An 18,277-nucleotide genomic window follows, 5' to 3' on the forward strand; every position below is an offset into this window, starting at 1 on the left:
CGTCCTCATGAGCACTCCGACCATCGCCCGTTCCCGTGACGGGCAGGGGCGGCTCGCCGCCGTCCTGCTGTCCCCCACCTTCGCCGTGCTGGGCGTGGTGATCGCGTTCCCGATCGTGGCGGCGGTGTGGGACTCGCTGCACCGCACCACCGAGGAACTGGACGCCGACGGCCTGGTGGTGGAGGCCGAGCGGTTCAGCGGCCTGGCGAACTACACCTCGCTGATCGGGAACGACCGCTTCCAGACCGCGCTGTGGAACACCACGTTCTTCACGGTCACCACGGTCGCGATCGAGACGCTGCTGGGACTGGCGATGGCGCTGCTCATGCACCGGGCGTTCCGGGGCAGGGCGATCTTCCGGGCCGGCGTGCTGGTGCCCTGGGCGATCCCCACCGCGATCTCCGCGCTGCTGTGGCGCTGGATCTTCTCCGCGGACGGGGTGGCCAACGCCGTGCTCGGCCGGGAGATCCTGTGGACCGCCGGCGGCCTGGAGGCCAAGCTGGCGATCATCCTGGCCGACACCTGGAAGACCGCGCCGTTCGTGGCGCTGCTGGTTCTGGCCGGTCTGCAGGTGATCCCGGACGAGGTGTACGAGGCGGCGCGGGTGGACGGCGCCGGGGCCTGGCAGCGCCTCCGCTCCGTCACGCTGCCCCTGGTGATGCCGTCCCTGCTGGTCGCGGTGATGTTCCGGATGATGGACGCGCTGCGGATGTTCGACCTGCCGCAGGTGATGATCGGCACCCGCAAGCCGTCGGTGGAGACGCTGTCCCAGCTGGCCTGGGACGAGGCCATGAACCTCCGCTACGGCCCGGCCGCCGCCACCGCGACCGTCCTGTTCCTGTACATCGCGGTCGCCGCGTTCGTGTTCGTGAGGATTCTCGGTGCCGACATGCTGAGCGAAGCGAAGGATGACGGCAAGGCCGTTGCCAGGGGGCGTGGGGGGTCGTCCCCCCACAAGCAACCCGACATGCTGAGCGAAGCGAAGGATGACGGCAAGGCCGTTGCCAGGGGTGGCAAGGAGGGGAAGGCGTGATCCGGCGGTGGGCCGACCGGTTGTCGCCGGTCCTGGTGGCGCTGTTCTGCCTGGCGCCCTTCTACTGGATGGTGGTCTCCAGCCTGCGCCGCACCAACGACATCCTGGACATGTCGCTGCTGCCCAGCCCGTTCTCGCTGGAGAACTACCGGGCCGTGTTCCAGCCGGGGAACGGCTTCGTGCGGGCCCTCGGGAACAGCGTGGTGGTGGCGGGCACCACCACCGTGCTCACCCTGATCGTCGGGACCACGGCGGCGTACGCGCTGGCCCGGCTGCGGTTCCGGTTCAAGCGGACCGTGCTGGCGCTGGTGGTGTCCACCTCGATGTTCCCGGGGAGCCTGCTGATCGTCCCGCTGCTGCGGCTGTTCACCGACATCGGCTGGATCAACAGCTACCAGGCCATGGTGGTGCCGAACCTGTCGTTCGCGCTGCCACTGGCGGTGTGGAACCTCACGGCCTTCTTCCGGCGGCTGCCGTTCGAGCTGGAGCAGGCGGCCATGGTGGACGGCTGCACCGCCGGGCAGGCGTTCCGGAAGGTCATCCTGCCGCTGGCCGCGCCCGGGGTGTTCACCACCGCGATCATCACGTTCGTGGTGGCGTGGAACGAGTACCTGATCGCGGTGAGCATGGTCAACGACCAGTCGATGAAGACCGCCAACGTGATCGTCTCCCAGTTCACCGGCCAGCACGGCTACGACCAGCCGTTCGGCACCCAGATGGCGGCGGGGGTGATCGTGACCGTGCCGCTGGTGCTGGTGGTCCTGGCCTTCCAGCGCCGCATCGTGGCCGGTCTCACCTCCGGCGGCCTCAAGTGACCGCGGCCCCGCTCACCGCGCGTTGATCCCTCTCCCCCCTGGAGTCGTGCATGAGATCACCCCTGCCCGCCCCGCGGCGCCGGTCGTTCCTGGCGATGACCGGTGTGAGCGCCGCGGCGTTCGCGGCCGGCACCGGCCACGCCGTGGCCGAGGAGGACGCCGGCGGCAAGGTGCCCGCCGATCCGTTCACGCTGGGCGTCGCGTCCGGCGACCCCCTGCCCGACGGCGTGGTGCTGTGGACGCGGCTGGCGCCCGTGCCCCTGGCCGCCGACGGGCACGGCGGGATGCCGCGCCGCCCCTTCACCGTCCGGTACGAGGTCGCCGAGGACGAGGCGTTCACCCGCGTGGTCAGGCGGGGCCAGGTCCTGGCGACGCCTGAGCTGGCGCATTCGGTGCACGCCGAGGTCCACGGTCTCCTGCCTGGACGCGAGTACTTCTACCGCTTCCGCGCCGGGTCCGAGCTGAGCCCCGTGGGCCGTACGCGCACGGCGCCCGACCCCCGTACGACGCCTGGGGTCCTGCGTTTCGCGACCGCCTCCTGCGCCGCCTGGTACCACGGCCACTTCACCGCCTACCGGCACATGGCCCAGGAGGACCCGGACCTCGTCCTCTTCCTGGGCGACTACATCTACGAGTACGGCATCACCCAGGCCAACATGTGGCGCCAGGGCGTGCCGCTGCCCGGGCCCGAGCACGCGGTCGAGATCAACACCCTGGAGCAGCACCGGCTGCGCTACTCCCTCTTCAAGGCCGACCCCGACCTGCAGGCCGCGCACGCCGCCGCGCCGTGGCTGTTCACCACCGACGACCACGAGGTGCAGAACAACCACGCCGGCGACTGGTCGGAGACCGGCGTGCCGCCCGCCGACTTCCTGCGCCGCCGGGCCGTGGCGTACCGGGCGTTCTACGAGAACCTCCCGCTGCGCAGCGTCATGCGTCCCGAGGGCCCGGACCTGGCCCTGTACCGCCGGTACCGGTGGGGGCGGCTGGCGCAGATCGACATGCTCGACAACCGGCAGTACCGCGACGTCTACCCCGCCGGGCAGGTCATCGACGACTCCCCCGAACGGCACGACCCGCGCCGTACGATCCTCGGCGCCCGGCAGGAGAAGTGGCTCTACGACGGGCTCGGCAGGTCCGAGGCCGTCTGGAACCTGCTGGGCACGGGCGTGGTGATGGCGGAGATCGACCGCGACACCGGCCCGGGACACCTCTACAGCAACGACATGTGGGACGGTTTCCCGGCCAACCGGGACCGGCTCTGGTCCGCCTTCGCCCGGCACGGGATCGCCAATCCGGTGGCGCTGTCGGGTGACATCCACCGCCATGTCGCCGCCGAGCTCAAGGCCGACTGGCGCGACCCCGGTTCGCGCACCGTCGGCACCGAGCTGGTCACCGGCTCGATCGGCTCCGACGGCGACGGGGCCGAGACCGACGCCACCGGCCGGATCTGGCTGGCCAACCCGCACGTCAAGCTCTACAACGCCCGCCGCGGCTACCTGAGCTGCACGCTCACCCCGGCCCGGCTCACCTCCGAGTTCAGGACCGTCGCCTACGTCACCCGTCCCGGCGCCCCGGTCGCCACCGCGGCGCGCTTCGTCACCGAGGCCGGCCGCCCCGGCCTGAACCGAGAGGTGTAACGATGTCCGTCACCCGCCGTTCGGCCCTCGGCCTCGGCGCCGCCGCGCGCGGCCCCCGCCCGGTGACCGGCCTGCGCGCCACCGCGGAGATCGGCCGCATCCGCCTGTCCTGGGAGGGCGAGGCGTACGAGCCGCTGGTCGACCACTACGCCGTCTACGGCTCGCCCGAGCCGGGCTTCGTACCGGGCCCCGGGACGCTCGTGGGCAAGACCGTCTACGCCTCCTTCAGCCACGACCGGATGGGCGGTCGCCGCCAGGACCGGTACTACCGCGTGGTCGTGGTGGACGCGGCCGGGAACCGTAGCCGGCCGTCCGCGGAACTCGCCGCGCACAGCGCCGAGTCGGTCACGGTCTCCGGCCGGGCCCTGGCCACCGTGGGCTCCTTCGACCACAAGAGCCTGGAGTTCGCGCTGGCCCCCGCGGATTACGCCCAGTACCGCACCCGGTTCCCCGAGGGCGCCGACTACACGCACGGCACGAGCACCCCGGGGGCCGACTGGTCCTACATCCAGCCGGGGCCGGCCGATTCCTGGGCCGGTGGCAAGGCGAGCCGCGCCACCTTCCGGTTCCCCCTGGAAACGGTCCCGGCGGGCGAGACCTGGCTGGCGATCTGGCTCGTCGACACCCACGCCTCCAACCCCGGCACGATCCAGCTCGCCCTCAACGGCGCCCCCGTACGCGAGGTCAAGCTGGAGAACGGCGCCACCCGGGGCTCTCTGGAAGGCGACGCCACGCTGCCCGGCACCCCGCTCAAGCCGTCCTATGTCGAACTGCCCCTCCCGGCGGGGGCGCTCAAGGCGGGAGAGAACGTCCTCACCATCGATAAGCGGGCCGGTTCCTGGCACGTCTACGACGCGCTCGGCGTCTTCGCCCGCTGAGACCCGCGCGGACGGGGCGGCGGGCGCCGATCAGGGCCGCCGCCCCGTCCGGTGGTCAGCGGCGGTAGGTGAGGCCGTAGCCGTACGGGAACAGCGGGCGCTGCCCGTCACCCCGGTTGATCGGCTGCTGCCCGACGTCGTTCATCCAGGTCACCGGCAGCTTCCCGGTCGGGCGGACGGTCCCGAACAGGACGTCGGCCACGCCCCGCCCCTCGGTGCCCGGCAGCCAGGAGGCCAGCAGCGCGTCCCAGCCGGGCAGCTGGGCGGAGACGTCCAGCGGGCGGCCCGACACCAGCACCACGATCACCGGGACGCCCGACGCCCGCAGCCGCGCGATCGTGGCCAGGTCCTCCTCGTCCAGGCCCATCGCACCGGGCCGGTCACCGAAGAACTCGGCGTACGGCGTCTCGCCGACGACCGCCACGGCCGCCTTGTACGAGCCGTCGACGCCGGTGCCGTCCTTGCTGTAGGTGACCGTGCTGGAGGGACCGGCGGTCTGCCGGATGCCCTGGAGGATCGTGGTGCCCGGCGTGATCGGCCCCGCCGAGCCCTGCCAGGTGATCGTCCAGCCGCCGCTCTGGATCCCGATGTCGTCGGCGCTCTTGCCGGCCACGAAGATCTTGTTGCGGTCCCGGCCGAGCGGGAGCACGTTCCCCCGGTTCTTCAGCAGGACCTGGGAGGCGGCGACGGCCTGCCGGGCCAGCGCGCGGTGTTCCGCGCTGCCCACCGTGCGCAGGTAGCGGCGGTCGGTGAGCGGGCGCTCGAACAGCCCCAGTTCGAACTTCTTGGTCAGGATCCGGCGGTTGGCGTCGTCGATCCGGGCCATCGGGACCCGGCCGGCCTCGACCTCGTCCTTCAGCGTGGCGATGAACCGGCGCCACTCGCTCGGGACCATCACCATGTCGATCCCCGCGTTGATCGCGGTACGGACCTCCTCGGCGGTGAAGCCGGGCTGCCCGTCGATCTGGTCGATCCCGTTGTAGTCGGAGACCACCAGGCCGGTGAAGCCCAGCTCCTTCTTCAGCAGGTCGGTGATGAGGTACCTGTGGCCGTGCAGCTTGACCCCGTTCCAGGAGCTGTAGGAGATCATCACCGAGCCGGCGCCGCGGCGCAGCGCGGCCTGGAACGGCGGCAGGTGGATCCGGCGCAGCTCGGCCTCGGAGACCCGGGTGTCGCCCTGGTCGGTGCCGCCGGTGGTGCCGCCGTCCCCGATGTAGTGCTTGGCGGTGGCCAGCACCGAGGCGGGCCCGCCCAGCCGGGGCCCCTGGAAGCCGGTGACGATGGAGGACATCGCGGCGGGCAGCTCGGGCACCTCGCCGAACGACTCGTACGTGCGGCCCCACCGGTCGTTGCGGGCCACGCACAGGCACGGGGCGAAGTTCCAGTCGACGCCGGTGCCGGAGACCTCCTCGGCGGTCGCGGCGCCGATCCGCTGGACCAGCCGGGGGTCGCGGGTGGCGCCGAGCCCGATGTTGTGCGGGAAGATCGTCGCGCCGACCACGTTGTTGTGGCCGTGCACCGCGTCCACCCCGTACACGAGCGGGACGCGCAGCGGCGTCGCCAGCGCGGCCCGCTGGAAGCCGTCGTACATGTCCGCCCACGCCTCGGGGGTGTTGGGCGACGGCACCGACCCGCCGCCCGACAGCAGCGACCCGAGCCGGTAGCGGGTGATGTCGTCGTGGGTGACGTTCTGCCGTTCCGCCTGGGTCATCTGGCCGATCTTCTCGTCCAGGCTCATGCGGGACAGCAGCCGGTCCACGCGGTCCCGGACGGAACGGCCGGGGTCCAGGTAGTCGGTGGTGGCGTCCGCCGCCGCGCCGCCGCCCGCGGCGGTCACCAGGAGCGCGGTCAGCAGGCCGAGTGCGAGGAACCGGGGTGGGCTGCGGTGCATCATCGCCTCCGCTCGGGGCTCATCGGGCCGATTGCGTTCCCCCCGCCGTCCCCTGCAACGTAGGTCGCTCCTGCCCCCTCGGCAATAGGCGTGAAAAACTTTCGCGAACGCCGGCGGGGCCCCGGCCGGGTCGGCCGGGGCCCCGCACCGGGCGTCCTCTCAGAGACGCCGCCCGCGCTTCTCCTGGACCATCGGGGCGCGCGGCGCGGTGCCGTCCTCGTCGTGGGCCACGTCGATGCGCTCCTTGCGGACCTCCTCGTGCACGATCTCCTCGCGGGCGACGCGTTCGGCCCGCACCCGGACCCGCTCCACCGCGACGGTCTCCTTGCTGACCACCGGGCGCTCCTCGTGCAGGATGAACTCGCGCTCGTACTCGCCGATGCCGGTCCCGCCGGACGCCGCCGACCGCGCCTCACCCTCCGGGATCGGCTCGCGCTCGATCCGCAGCTCCTCGCGGTAGACGGGCACGGTCCGCTCGACCCGCTCCACCTCGACGACCTTGCGCAGCCGCACCCGCTCGGCGGCGCACCGCTCGGTGCCGACCCTCAGCCGCTCCTCGGACAGGGTCATCTCGATCATGCCCTCGTCCGCGAGCGAGGTCGCGTCACGCCCGCCCGGCGCCGCCGGCTCCCGGACGGCCCGCTCGCCGCGTTCGGGCGCCGCGGCCGCGGTCCCCTTGACGCCGCGTTCCCCGGCCACCTTGCCGTGCGCGGTGCGCAGCGTCTCGGGCTTGGGCCTGGCGTCCGGTCGGGCCGCGTCCGTCCTGGCCGCCGCGTCCGTCCCGGGTGCCTGCTCCCGGGCGCGCCTGTCGCGTTCGCCCTCGCCCGCGGGCCTGGCACGTTCGCGGACGGGGCCGGGACGCCCGGGGGTGGTCTGCCGGCCCACCGGCGCGCGCAGCCCGTAGTAGCGGTAGAGGCGGGCCGCCTGCTCCCGCGACAGGTGCTGGTCGGCCTCGATGCGGGGGGCGCGTTTGACCTTGTCCTTGTCGAACGGCACCTGGACCGCGTCCTCGGTGCGGCGGGACTCGGCCAGCGGGACGAAGCTCTCCTTGGCCCCGAACCGGCCCATGTGGACCCTGACCCATTCGGGCTCGCCCGAGACGTCGTTGAGATAGACCTGCTTGACCGTTCCGACCCGGTGCCCGAATCGGTCGGTGACCTCGCGGTCCATCAGGTCCTTGAAGTCCGTCTTCGTCTGCACGCGGCACCACCCCTGTTCCCCATGACGTCCGCCGGCGTCCTCTCGCGCACCGGGTCCGGCGGAGGGCGTGACGGCTCTCCACCCCGGCGGCAGCCGGACGGGCCGTCCCAGTCCCCATGGTCACGCGGTATGACAGCCCGTAATCTTTCCGCTCCCGACCAGGGCAAACGCCGTGATCGAACAGGCTTGGCAAAGGGTTCCCGGGGCGCCCTTCCGGCGACGGCGCCCACGGCCGGACGCGTCGCGCTGCGAGGGGGTGCAGGTCGGTCTGATCAGGCAGAACTCCGCCGCCCGCCACCCGCCGGAAAAGTTTCCGAGAAAAATCCGGCCGGACTGTCGAATCCGCGTCTTCTCGTTCGAAGTGTGCTCAGAGGGCCAAGAGGGGCGGCAGTAACCCGGCCCATGGCATGTGAGGAGAAAGCCGTGATCGAGCAGCGGACGAGGACCACGCCGAGGACCGCGCCGCGGGCCCCGCATCGGGCCGCCTGCGAGCGGGAGACCAGCTGGAGCTGGCTGTCGGCCCTTTCGATCCACCTGTACCGGCGCGCCGCACCCGCCCGCGTCTGAGATCCGTACCCAGACCACACGCTCGTCCGACACCACCATCGAAGGAGACCGCCATGCGTTACATGATCATCCTCCGTGTCACCGCCCAGCCCGCCACCCCGCCGCCCGCCGACCTGATGGAGGCCATCGCCAAGCTCGGGGAGGAGGCGACCAGGTCCGGTGCCCTGCTCGACACCGCCGGACTGGCCCCCAGCTCGGAGGGTGCGCGGGTCACCCTCACCGGGGGTGCGCTGAGCATCACCGACGGCCCGTTCGCCGAGGCCAAGGAGCTGATCAGCTACGCCCTGTTCGAGGTCCGCTCCAAGGAGGAGGCCGTCGAGTGGACCTCCCGCTTCCTGAAGGTCCACCGTGACCACTGGAAGGGCTGGGAGGGTGAGGCGGACATGCTGCGCGTCTTCGGCCCCGAGGACTTCACCGCCCCCGCGTGACCCCTCCCGCCGGCTCACCGAGCTGACGCCCCCGGCCAGGAGACCTGGCCGGGGGCGCACTCGATCGCGGGTGCGGTCGCGGGTTCCCAGGTGGTTGGATCGGGCCATGACAGGTGGCGACCCGCACCGGACGGTCGAGGCGGTATGGCGAATCGAGTCCGCCCGGGTGATAGCGGGCCTGGCCAGGCTGGTCCACGATGTCGGCCTGGCCGAGGAACTGGCTCAGGACGCCTTGGTCGCCGCACTGGAGCAGTGGCCTCGAGACGGCGTGCCGGACAACCCGGGCGCATGGCTCATGCTCACCGCCAAGCACCGGGCGATCGACCTGATCCGCCGCAACGCCCGGTACGCCGACAAGCTCGCCGAGATCGGCCGGGACCTGGAGCTACGCCAGGAGTCGGCCGAGGCCGAACTGGACGACGCCCTCGCCGACCACATCGGCGACGACCTGCTGCGCCTGCTGTTCACCGCCTGCCACCCCGTGCTGCGGCCCGAGGGGCGGGCGGCGCTGACCCTGCGCCTGCTGGGCGGCCTGACGACGCAGGAGATCGCACGGGCCTTCCTCGTACCGGACCCGACCGTCGGGCAGCGGATCTTCCGAGCCAAGCGCACCCTCGCCGACAAGCGGGTGCGGATCGAGCTGCCCCCGCCGGACGAGCTCCCCGCCCGGCTCGCCTCCGTTCTGGAGGTCATCTACCTGATCTTCAACGAGGGATACTCGGCGACCGCCGGCGACGACTGGATGCGCCCGTCGCTGTGCGAGGAGGCGCTGCGGCTGGGCCGCGTCCTGGCCGGCCTCATGCCGGACGAGGCCGAGGTGCACGGCCTGGTCGCCCTGATGGAGATCCAGGCGTCCCGGATCCGTGCCAGGACGGGCCCGGGCGGCGAGCCCGTACTGCTCCTCGACCAGGACCGGAGCCTATGGGACCGCCTGCTGGTCCGCCGGGGGCTGGAGGCCCTCGCCCACGCGGAAGCGCTCGGCACGCTCGGTCCGTACGGGCTACAGGCCGCGATCGCCGCCTGCCACGCCCGCGCGGCGACGGCCGAGGACACCGACTGGGAACGGATGGCCGCCCTCTACCGGTTGCTCGCCCACGTCGCCCCCTCCCCGGTCGTGGAGTTGAACCGCGCGGTCGCGGTGAGCATGGCTTACGGCCCGGCCCGCGGCCTGGAGATCGTGGAGGCCCTGCTGGAGGAGCGTGCCCTCAGCAACTATCCCCAACTGCCCGCCGTCCGCGGCGACCTGCTCGAAAGGCTGGGCCGCCTGGACGAGGCCCGCGAGGAGTTCCGGCGCGCCGCCCAACTCACCCGCAACGAACGAGAACAGACCCTGTTCCTCGCCCGCTCCGAGCAGTGACCCGCACCGAACGAGCGGACGGACATCGGCAGTACGGCAGGGCGGAGATCGGCCTGTTCGCGCTGGCCGGCGTCGCGGGCCGCCTCGGTGTGCATGACGTTCTCCACCCTCGGGGGCGTCACCGGCTCCGCGGCGGGCACGGCGGCCCAGCGGTCCAGCGGATGGGTCGCGGTCCCGGCGGTCGGCGCGGCGTTCATGGCCTTCGGGCTGGCCGCATGGGCACGTGAGGGTCGCGGAGGTTCCGCCGTGTGGCCCCTGCGCGGGCGGGCCAGACCGCCTCGCGCAGGGGGCGAACCGTCACCGCGTTCGCGTGCGCAGCCGTGACAGGACCACGCCCAGCACCACGAGCACCGCGGCATAGGCGAGCTGCAGCGGGCCGAAGGTGACCGCGATGGCGGCGAGGACGGCGGTGACCAGGACACCGAAGATCCGGTGCCCCCCGGGGAACAGCCACAGGTAGCCCGCCGAGCAGATGACGTAGATCAGGAAGAAGTTCTGCCCGGCGATGGTGAGCAGGTCGCTCAGGGACGTCCAGCCCACGGCGCTCGCGGCGATCACGGCGAGGAACCCCGCGGCGCAGGCGGCGACCGCCTGCCGCGGGTTGTCGGCGCCGTTCACCCGGGCGAGCACGGGCGGCAGGAGCCCCTCGCGGGCGCTCGACATGACGAGCCGGGACGCCCCCCAGATGGCGCCCACCAGGTTCGCCGCGATGATGACCACGCCGAGCACCGAGACCAGGGGCGCCGCGGAGGACGCGAAGCCCTCGACCAGGGCCTGCACGGGTGCGCTGGCCGTCGTGTCGGCGTCCCGGGGCAGATGCGCCTGCACGGCCCAGGCCAGCAGCAGGTACATCGTCACCACGATGACGAACGACAGCACCAGCACGCGGGGGAAGTCGCGCCGCGGGTCGACGTACTCCTCGGTGGTGAACGTGATCATCTCCCAGCCGGTGAAGGCGAAGAAGATCAGGCCGATGGCCAGCACCGCGGCCTCCAGCGTCGCCCCGTCCGGCGGCGGCACGTGCTCCAGCGGCGCCCCGCGGACCGTCCCGGCGAACCCGATGGCCAGCAGCGCGATCGTGAGGACCAGCGCCAGGACGAGCTGGACCCTGGCGGACAGCCGCACACCGGTGAACACCACGCCCGCCGCGGCGACCAGGAGGATCGCCGCGCCGAGGGAGACCGGAAGGCCGGACAGCCCCGGTATCGCCCTCAGGTAGTTGGCACCCGTCAGCGCGATACCGGGAATGCCCAGCCCGAAGGTCCCCATCAGCAGCAGCTCGACCCCGGCCCCCGCGTGGCGCCCGAAGGCGGCCTGGGTGAAGCCGGCGATCCCGCCGGCGCCCGGATGGGCCGCCCCCAGCTTGGCGAACATCACCAGCAGCGGCAGGGTGAGCACGGCGGCCGCGATCCACGAGTACAGCGCCGCCTCGCCCGCCCGCTGGAAGGCGATCCCCGGCGTCACCAGGGCTCCGCTGCCCACGATGATGGTGATGGCCAGCGCCACGGCGGACGGAAGCCGCAGATGCCCCTGGAGCCTCGCGGCCTCCGCCTGCTTCGCGTTCTCGGTGTTCTCGGCGGGCGGTTCGAGCCGCCCCGTCTCCGTCACGCGCGGTCCGTGGCCGGCCGCGGGGAGGGGAAGGGGTGGTCGGCGGCGTCCAGGAAGGTGGTCCGCGCGGTCCTGCCCTTCTCCGGCCGGATCATGTAGACCGCTCCGTCCGACCCCGCCAGCGAGCCGTGCACGGTGCCGGCAGGCAGCGTGATCCACGTCCCGGACGCGCACTGACGCTCCTGGTACCGCCCGCCGTCGTCCCAGAAGAGGCGGACGTCCCCGGCGATGACGAACAGTTCCTCATCGAGGTCGTGCCGGTGCCAGTCGTGCAGTTTCCCGGCCTGGTCGTTCTGCAGTTCGAAGCTGCCCTGTTCCGGCAGCAGCCCCTTCAGTTCGCCGGGGAGCGGCGGCACCGCCGCGGTGTCGAAACGAATGGTCATGAGCCTTCTCCGTCGCGCGACGCCATATGAAGCGGGCATTTGACGTCCGATGGAATCGGACGATTATCGTCGTCCAGATAGTACTGCGTCCACTCCCGCGTCCCGGGATCGCCGAAGCTGGCCAGCTGGGCGGCGGGCGGCACCGCGTCGTACTCGCGGAGGCGTCCCCGGACGATCTTGCGCGCGTTCCGCCCCTGCGGGGTGGTCGCCGCGATGTCGTCGAAGACGAACCGGGGCTGGAACGTGATCGTGAAGTATTCGAAGTGGCGGCTGGCCCGCCGCCGGTGCGCGGGCGTGTTGGCCACGATGAACAGCGGCATTCCGGCGAAGCAGAACTCCCAGTGCGGGTCCTCGGTGTCCTGCGAGATGTCCACCGGCCACGGCCGGCCGTCGGCCTCGCGCAGGCCGCCGAGAAGGTTCCAGAAGTAGCGGGAGTAGTCGTCGAGGCTGTGCAGGCCGGGGGACGGCTCGAAGAAGGCGACCAGCGACGTCCGCTTTCCCAATTCGGGCGCGGCCAGGACGAACTCCTCCAGCGTGGCCGCCAGTTCCGCCTCGGTGTCGGTGTTGCCGATGAAGCTCAGCCGCAGGGTGCCCCGGCGCAGCGCGTCCACGCCGAAGACGCAGGGGAACGGCTGGTCCTTGTCGAACATCCGGGCCGCGAACCGTTCCGCGGCGTCCAGTTCCCATCCGCTGCGATGGGCCGTCTCCGACGGGTGGACCAGGCGCGGCCACGGGTCCGGGGGGAGGGTAAATCGAGACACCATTGATCTCCGTGCATCCGGAATGCCTTACCAACGGGTTGATTGCCACCGGGAGAGGGCATGCGAAACGCCCTTCGCCACAGGCGGGAAAGAATGGAAAGAGCAGTAAAAGATCTTGAAGGCCATTACTTCGAATATGTGACCTGCCAAAATCGGCCTGCCGGTCACGGATGCTACCTGCGGCCCCTGGCGAAGGCAAGGACGGATTTCCTGGCCACCATATGAGAATTCTGCCCAATACAGTCGACCCGAATTGTCAAACATTGAGCGATCGGCCGTTGCCGACCCCGGGCCCACGTTTGGTAACGGCCATCACACGGATCGCGACCGGCCGCGAGCCGTTCATCTGATCAGCGCGAATCGAAATACTTCCGAACTCCGGGCCACCGCCCTGGCAGTTTCCGCGAGCCCGCCCGGCACGGCCGGAAACCGCGCCGCTACCTATCGCAGTCGCGACCATGACCGCCCGGCCGGGGAGACCGCCCCGAAATCCGCTCCGGGCGCTCGCCCGTGGCCGGTTTTGGACCATGCCAACGAAGCCCGCAAGCGGCGCCCAGGGCGCCCAGAGCATCCAGCGAGCCGCCGGGCCTCCGAGCCTCCGAGCCTCCGAGCCTCCGGGAGGACGAGCGACCAGCGCGGGAAGAGGTGGCCGCCCGGGATCGAATCGTTCCCTCCAGGGCCACAACCTGGCGTGCAGACCACAGGTGAGGGCGGCGTTGGTGTGGCCGTTCAGGTGGGGCGGCGGTGGCGTCGGCCGGTGTTGTCCAAGGGCGGGTGGGTTGCGGCGAGGTGATCGTGGAGTTCAGCGTGGCGGAACTGGTAGTAGGGGCCGATCGTGCGTAGCAGGCCGAGGCGGTGGCAGTCGTCCAGGAAGGGCATCAGTCGGCGTGGCAGGTGTCCGGCCCGTGACAGTTTCCAGGTGGTGATCAGGTAGGCCCACCAGGCTCGGTGTTCTCCGAACGCCAGCCCGACCGCGAGCCCGAACAAGAGCCCGAACGCGGGCCCGACCGCGAGTCCGAACAAGAGCCCGACCCCGAGCCCGACCATGAGCCCATCCTCGCGCCCGACCACGAGCCCGACCACGAGGATGACCGTGAGCACAACCAAGAGGGTGATGGTGGTGAAGCGGAGCATGTTCAGTCTCCGGTCGGTGCGCCAGCTGCTCATCGGTGTGGTGGCGTGGTGGGTCTGCGTCGGCGTCGCTGCCCAGGCCATGATCCCCAGCGCAAGCGCGAGCGGTAGCCCGAACACGAGCCCGAACATGAGCCCGACCCCGAGCCCGTCCCCGAGCACGACCCCGAGCCCGAGCATGAGCCCGAACGCGGCCGCGACCGCAGACCCGGCCGCGAGCCCGACCGCGAGCCCGAGCGGGAGCCTGGCCGCGATGTTGCGTGCGAGGGCGGCCGAGCGTCGGCGGATGCGCAGGTCGGCGTATCCGGGTGAGTCTTTCGTCCATGACGGAGCCGTGAGCCCGACCGTGAGCCCGGCCGCGAGACCGAACACGAGCCCGACCGCGACCCCGATCGCGAGCCCCTTGAACGTGAGCCCGACCGGGAACCAGAACATGAGCGCCACCAGGAGTCCGGTGGTGAGGGTGGTGGTGACGGTGAGCGTGAGTCGTGGGGCGGAGGTGAAGGTGTGGGTGGTGGCGGCCAGTCGCCACCAGGCGAGGTCGCGGGTGCCCTGACCGCCGTGGTCGCCGGGGGCGGGTTGGGTGGTGAGGTGGTGGGCCAGGTATCCCAGCCAGTGGCGGACCTGGGCGGGGTCGTGACGGCGGCGGGGGCGGAACGGTTCGGCGGCGTTGTCACCTGGGGGTCGGGTGGTGATCACGGCGGGGATGAGCTGGTCGAACAGGTGGGCCTGGAGCGCGGCGGGGGTGGGGAAGCGGTCCGGGTCGGTCAGTGGGGTGGGGTCGGCGCCCGGCGCGGTGTAGACGGTGCGGACCAGCCACAGTCCCAGTGGGGTGGCGGTGAGTTCGGCCAGTGCGGCCGCCGGCCGGTGGGCCTGGCCGGGCGGGGTCTGGTCGGGCGGGGGTGTGGCGCGCAGCGCGGTCAGGGTCTGCTGCCAGGCCGGCCCAGGGGCAGGCGGCAGGCAGCGGGTGAGGTGGTCGGCGGCGGCCTCGGGCGTCAGCGGGCGTGGTTCCAGCACGGCGGCGGAGGTGATCACGTCCCCGGCGGCGCTGATCGCGGCGGTGAACTCGGCGGTGCGGCTGGTGAGGATGAGCTGGTCGTCCCCGCCCAGGGAACGATTCAGCGCGGCGATCACCGCGTTCTGGGCGGGTGGGGGCAGCTCGTCCAGCCCGTCCAGGACCGGCAGGATGTGGCCGCGCCCGGCCAGGGTCCGTGCCACCTCGGTGCCCAGTTCCGGTGCGCGCAGCGCCGGATAGTCGCCGGTCAGCCGGTCGGCGATCCAGTCTTGCAGGCGGGGGTGGCGCCGGGTGTCCCAGCCGGCCACCGGGAGCAACACCGGGACCGGCTCTTCGGCGGTGCGGGTTGCCAGCAGGTGCAGCAGCAGTTGCAGCGCCAGGGTGGTCTTGCCGGTGCCCGGTCCGCCCAGAATCACCAGCCGGCGCCGCCGGGTGCGGCGGAACCGGTCGGCCAGCGCGCCGATGTCGGCGCTGGAGGCCGCCCACCACAACCGCGCCGGCGCACCCGCACGTGCACCGGCCGGTACGGCGGAGGGATCGATGTTGACGGCATGGTCCATCAACTCGGCCGCGTCCGGGGTCCGCCACCGCACCGGGATCGGATCGGGGTCGTCCAGCGACCGCAGCCGCGCCTCCTCCTTCCACTGCTGGTCCACCAGCTCGGCCAGCAACTCCTTGGCCTGTGTCAGGGTGTCCGCGGCCGGTACGGCGGTGCCAAGCCGGCGGGAACGGTGCCGAGCCCACCGCACCGTGCCGACCAGGGCGACCGCGGCGGCCAGCAAAAGCCCCCCGGTCAACTGCGCAAGGTCCGCCGCCTCCCCCACCCCGGCCTTGCCCTTGTCGAACACCGGTGCGAAGGTCAGCCCGGCCAGCACCAGCACCCCGGCCACTGCCGCCAAGACCGCCAGCCACGGCCACCAGCCCTTGCCCCTACCCATGGTCGCCATCTTGACGCCAACACCTGGGACCACGCTGACAAAGGTCCACAAAGACCTTTCCTGACCCCCCAAAACCACCCTGTAGCCAGCCCGAAAAGGAGAGGGTCACCGGGTTGCACCCGAACAGCACGACACCCGCGGATACCGGGTCAGGTGGGAGCGTGCGGCCAACGCGGGAAAGGGTGACCGCCCGGGATCGAACCGTGAACCTCCAGGGCCACAACCTGGTGTGCAGACCACTACACCACGGTCACCGTGTCTCCGGCAGGATTCGAACCTGCGGCCTTCGGGTCCGCAACCCGACGCGCTTTCCCCTGCGCCACGGAGACTTGCCAAGAGAGTGGGAAACTCTCGTGGCGGGTGTGGGAATCGAACCCACCTGCAGCGGTTTATGAGGCCGCCGAACGCGCCAGCGTTCCTACCCGCCCGAGCGGAGGGTGCGAGATTCGAACTCGCGCAGGGTCGCCCCTGACGACGGCTTAGCAAGCCGCTGCCTTACCGGCTCGGCCAACCCTCCAAGGAAAAAGAAAGCCGCCCTGCGGACCGGGTCCGCGGGCGGCGCACGCACAGGATGTGCAGATCACATCCGCCGGCGACGGCTCCCGGAGCCGGAGAGGCGATGACTGCGCATTCGGCGGCCCATCATTTCTCCTCTCTCCGGCCGGGTACCGGCCTCTCGCTGCGGACGATCCTTACTGTGCCGGACGGATTGCGCCGGCGCAACGCGTTTTTCGAGAGAATCCGAGGAAGCGCTAATGGCTCGGTGATGCGGTGAGGGCGGTGGCCACCGACAGGCTGTCCTCATAGACGTGGTAGCGGGTGATGACGCCGTTCTCGACGGTGAGGTGCAGCGCGCAATGCGCGGTGTACTCGCGGCCGGTGGCGCGGACGGTCTGGGCGATGGTCGCCAGGACCACGGCGTCCTGGCCGTCCACGAGGACCCGGTGCACCTGGGAGGCGTCCTTCTCGGGGACGTGGTGGGCCCGCAACTCGCGGAAGTGCGCGGCGGCCTCCTCGCGCGTGCCGCGGGGACGGATCCAGGGGACCGCCGGGTGCCCTTCCTCCGGCCAGTCCAGCCGCCAGTCCACCTTCTCGGCGAACAGGGCGGCGGCGTCCTCTCCGGTGGCCAACGCGTGCAGGAGCCTCTGAACGGTCTCACGGGTCTGTGCGGTCATGCGTCCAGGATGGCAGGGCGGGTGCGGGCGGGTCGATGACCTCGGAGGTAAAGGGTGCGGTGAAGGGTCTCGGCGAACGCGCGGGGATGGTCCAGGTAGCCGGTGTGGCCGCCGGGGAACTCGACCAGGGGCGTGGAGAGGCGCTCGGCCAGGAGCGCCGCGACGCGGTACGGCATCGTCCCGCGCGAGTCCACGCCGCCGGCGAGGGTGATCCCGTCCAGGGCGGCCGGGTCGGGCGTGTGGCGGGCGAACGAGCGCAGTTCGCGGCCGAGGAAGACCTCCAGGTTGGCGACGACGCGTGCCATCGTCGCGCGGCTCTCCGGTGGCAGGCCGGCGGGATCGGGCGGCGGGGCGTTCAGGCCGGTCTCCGTGCTGAACCTGTGCATGGCGCGCGGCGTGCCCTCGCGCACGTACAGGTCGTGCACCTCCCGGAAGAGGGCGTGCCAGCGTCCGGCGTCGGGAAGGAGCCCGACGGCGGGCGGCTCGTGCGCGATCACGGTGCGGACGCGGCCGGGGTGGCGGGCGGCCAGTTCCATGGCGATGAGCGCGCCGGAGCTGCTGCCGAAGACGTGCGCGGGCCCGGCACCGATGGCGGTGAGCAGCGTGTGCGCGTCCTCGGCGTGCCGCTCGACGCGTTCCTCGCCGGGCGGGCCGGTCAGGGGGCTGCGGGAGTGGCCGCGGCGGTCGTAGGTCACGACCGTGAAGTGCGCGGTGAGCGTCCGGGCCGCCGCCGTGTAGACGCCGGCGTCGCCGTTCCCGCCGGGGACGAGCAGGAGGGGCGGGCCGGAACCCAGCATCTCGTAGTGGAGCCTGGCGTCGGTCATGGTGAGGATGCCCGCGTTCATGGCGTCAATGTAGGTTGACATCCCGGCCGGTGTCAACCTTGGTTGACGTCAGGCGGGGCTCACTCCTCGTGCAGGAGCAGGAGGGTGTACGCGGCCACGGTCGAGTCGTCGGTGATCGTGCCCGCGCGGATCAGCTCCTTGAACTCCGCGCGGGTGACGAACCGCTGCCGCATGTCCTGCTCCTCCGGCTCCCGGGCGCTCTCCCCGGGAACGAGATCGGTGGCCAGGAACACGTGGAACCCCTGCGAGCTGGTGCCGTGGGCGCCGTGCAGGTAGCCGAGCTCGGTCATCTTCCCGGCGCGGAACCCGGTCTCCTCGGCCAGCTCGTGCCGGGCCAGTTCCTCGGGGACGACGCCCGTACGGCGGTCCGGGTAGGACCCCTGCGGGAAGTTCCAGGTACGGCGCCCGATCGGGTAGCGGTACTCCTCCACCATGTGGAAGCCGCCGTTCTCGGCCGGGATCACCACCGCGAAGTCGTTCTTGTCGATGACCCCGTAGATGCCGCGCGATCCGTCCAGCCGCTCGATCTCGTCCTCGCGCACCGTCATCCAGCGGTTCTCGTAGACCACCCGGGAGGTCAGCCTCCGGATCGCGGGTCGGCTCACCGCTCCC

The 18,277-nt window shown here is 71.7% G+C and carries 16 protein-coding genes and 4 tRNA genes; 7 read left to right on the forward strand and 13 right to left on the reverse strand.

The annotated features are described in order from the left end of the window. The first annotated feature begins 7 nt into the window (after positions 1-7). The 4 genes from IW256_RS25990 to IW256_RS26005 are packed head-to-tail and all read left to right on the forward strand — an operon-like array spanning position 8 to position 4,366. Positions 8-1,033, forward strand: a complete 1,026-nt coding sequence (locus IW256_RS25990) for a carbohydrate ABC transporter permease (protein WP_197013457.1) — start codon at positions 8-10, stop codon at positions 1,031-1,033. Next, entirely contained in the window at positions 1,030-1,848 is an 819-nt protein-coding gene (locus tag IW256_RS25995) for a carbohydrate ABC transporter permease (RefSeq protein ID WP_197013458.1), read from the forward strand. The genes IW256_RS25990 and IW256_RS25995 overlap by 4 nt, the downstream gene beginning before the upstream one ends. A gap of 50 nt (positions 1,849-1,898) precedes the next feature. Next, positions 1,899-3,488, forward strand: a complete 1,590-nt coding sequence (locus IW256_RS26000; protein ID WP_197013459.1) for an alkaline phosphatase D family protein — start codon at positions 1,899-1,901, stop codon at positions 3,486-3,488. A gap of 2 nt (positions 3,489-3,490) precedes the next feature. Next, a complete protein-coding gene (locus IW256_RS26005; RefSeq protein WP_197013460.1) occupies positions 3,491-4,366 on the forward strand; it encodes a polysaccharide lyase family protein in 876 nt (291 codons plus the stop codon). Positions 4,367-4,421: 55 nt separating this feature from the next. Here the strand turns inward: IW256_RS26005 and IW256_RS26010 are convergent, their stop codons facing one another. Together IW256_RS26010 and IW256_RS26015 are read right to left on the reverse strand one after the other, a co-directional pair. Continuing rightward, the gene (locus IW256_RS26010) at positions 4,422-6,257 is read right to left on the reverse strand and encodes a glycoside hydrolase family 3 protein (RefSeq protein WP_231403927.1); all 1,836 of its coding nucleotides are present in this window, start codon (positions 6,255-6,257) and stop codon (positions 4,422-4,424) included. A 159-nt stretch (positions 6,258-6,416) separates the two neighbouring features. Next, positions 6,417-7,457, reverse strand: a complete 1,041-nt coding sequence (locus IW256_RS26015) for a PRC and DUF2382 domain-containing protein (protein WP_197013462.1) — start codon at positions 7,455-7,457, stop codon at positions 6,417-6,419. Positions 7,458-7,880: 423 nt separating this feature from the next. Between IW256_RS26015 and IW256_RS26020 the strand changes: the two genes are divergently transcribed. The 3 genes from IW256_RS26020 to IW256_RS26030 all read left to right on the forward strand — a co-directional run bounded on the left by IW256_RS26020 (position 7,881) and on the right by IW256_RS26030 (position 9,809). Next, on the forward strand, positions 7,881-8,024 hold the full coding sequence (locus tag IW256_RS26020) for a hypothetical protein (RefSeq protein WP_197013463.1): 144 nt from the start codon (positions 7,881-7,883) through the stop codon (positions 8,022-8,024). A 53-nt stretch (positions 8,025-8,077) separates the two neighbouring features. Continuing rightward, a complete protein-coding gene (locus IW256_RS26025; protein WP_197013464.1) occupies positions 8,078-8,452 on the forward strand; it encodes a YciI family protein in 375 nt (124 codons plus the stop codon). Between the two features lie 106 nt (positions 8,453-8,558). Continuing rightward, entirely contained in the window at positions 8,559-9,809 is a 1,251-nt protein-coding gene (locus IW256_RS26030; protein WP_197013465.1) for an RNA polymerase sigma factor, read from the forward strand. 297 nt (positions 9,810-10,106) lie between these two features. Here IW256_RS26030 and IW256_RS26035 read toward each other — a convergent pair whose 3' ends face one another. From IW256_RS26035 to IW256_RS26085, 11 genes are all read right to left on the reverse strand, one after another. Then, positions 10,107-11,417: an APC family permease gene (locus IW256_RS26035; protein ID WP_197013466.1), complete on the reverse strand. Its 1,311-nt coding sequence runs from the start codon at positions 11,415-11,417 to the stop codon at positions 10,107-10,109. Further along, a complete protein-coding gene (locus IW256_RS26040) occupies positions 11,414-11,800 on the reverse strand; it encodes a cupin domain-containing protein (protein WP_231403928.1) in 387 nt (128 codons plus the stop codon). Before IW256_RS26040 ends, IW256_RS26035 begins: the two co-directional genes overlap by 4 nt. Further along, a complete protein-coding gene (locus tag IW256_RS26045; protein WP_197013467.1) occupies positions 11,797-12,564 on the reverse strand; it encodes a YqcI/YcgG family protein in 768 nt (255 codons plus the stop codon). The genes IW256_RS26040 and IW256_RS26045 overlap by 4 nt, the downstream gene beginning before the upstream one ends. Positions 12,565-13,290: 726 nt before the next feature. After that, on the reverse strand, positions 13,291-15,645 hold the full coding sequence (locus IW256_RS26050) for an NACHT domain-containing protein (RefSeq protein ID WP_197013468.1): 2,355 nt from the start codon (positions 15,643-15,645) through the stop codon (positions 13,291-13,293). 181 nt (positions 15,646-15,826) lie between these two features. Then, positions 15,827-15,899: transfer RNA gene (locus IW256_RS26055), tRNA-His, on the reverse strand. A 2-nt stretch (positions 15,900-15,901) separates the two neighbouring features. Next, positions 15,902-15,974: transfer RNA gene (locus tag IW256_RS26060), tRNA-Arg, on the reverse strand. Between the two features lie 25 nt (positions 15,975-15,999). Continuing rightward, positions 16,000-16,072 (reverse strand) — tRNA-Met (locus IW256_RS26065). Positions 16,073-16,076: 4 nt separating this feature from the next. Next, a tRNA-Ser gene (locus IW256_RS26070) sits at positions 16,077-16,162 on the reverse strand. A 235-nt stretch (positions 16,163-16,397) separates the two neighbouring features. Next, complete coding sequence (locus IW256_RS26075) at positions 16,398-16,820, reverse strand: nuclear transport factor 2 family protein (RefSeq protein ID WP_197013469.1); 423 nt, start codon at positions 16,818-16,820, stop codon at positions 16,398-16,400. Further along, positions 16,817-17,665: an alpha/beta fold hydrolase gene (locus IW256_RS26080; RefSeq protein ID WP_197013470.1), complete on the reverse strand. Its 849-nt coding sequence runs from the start codon at positions 17,663-17,665 to the stop codon at positions 16,817-16,819. Before IW256_RS26080 ends, IW256_RS26075 begins: the two co-directional genes overlap by 4 nt. Before the next feature lie 59 nt (positions 17,666-17,724). Next, positions 17,725-18,270, reverse strand: coding sequence for an NUDIX domain-containing protein (locus tag IW256_RS26085; RefSeq protein ID WP_307829086.1), 546 nt, complete (start codon positions 18,268-18,270; stop codon positions 17,725-17,727). Between the last annotated feature and the right edge of the window lie 7 nt (positions 18,271-18,277).

This window comes from Actinomadura viridis, from assembly GCF_015751755.1.
Classification (GTDB): Bacteria; Actinomycetota; Actinomycetes; order Streptosporangiales; family Streptosporangiaceae; genus Spirillospora; species Spirillospora viridis.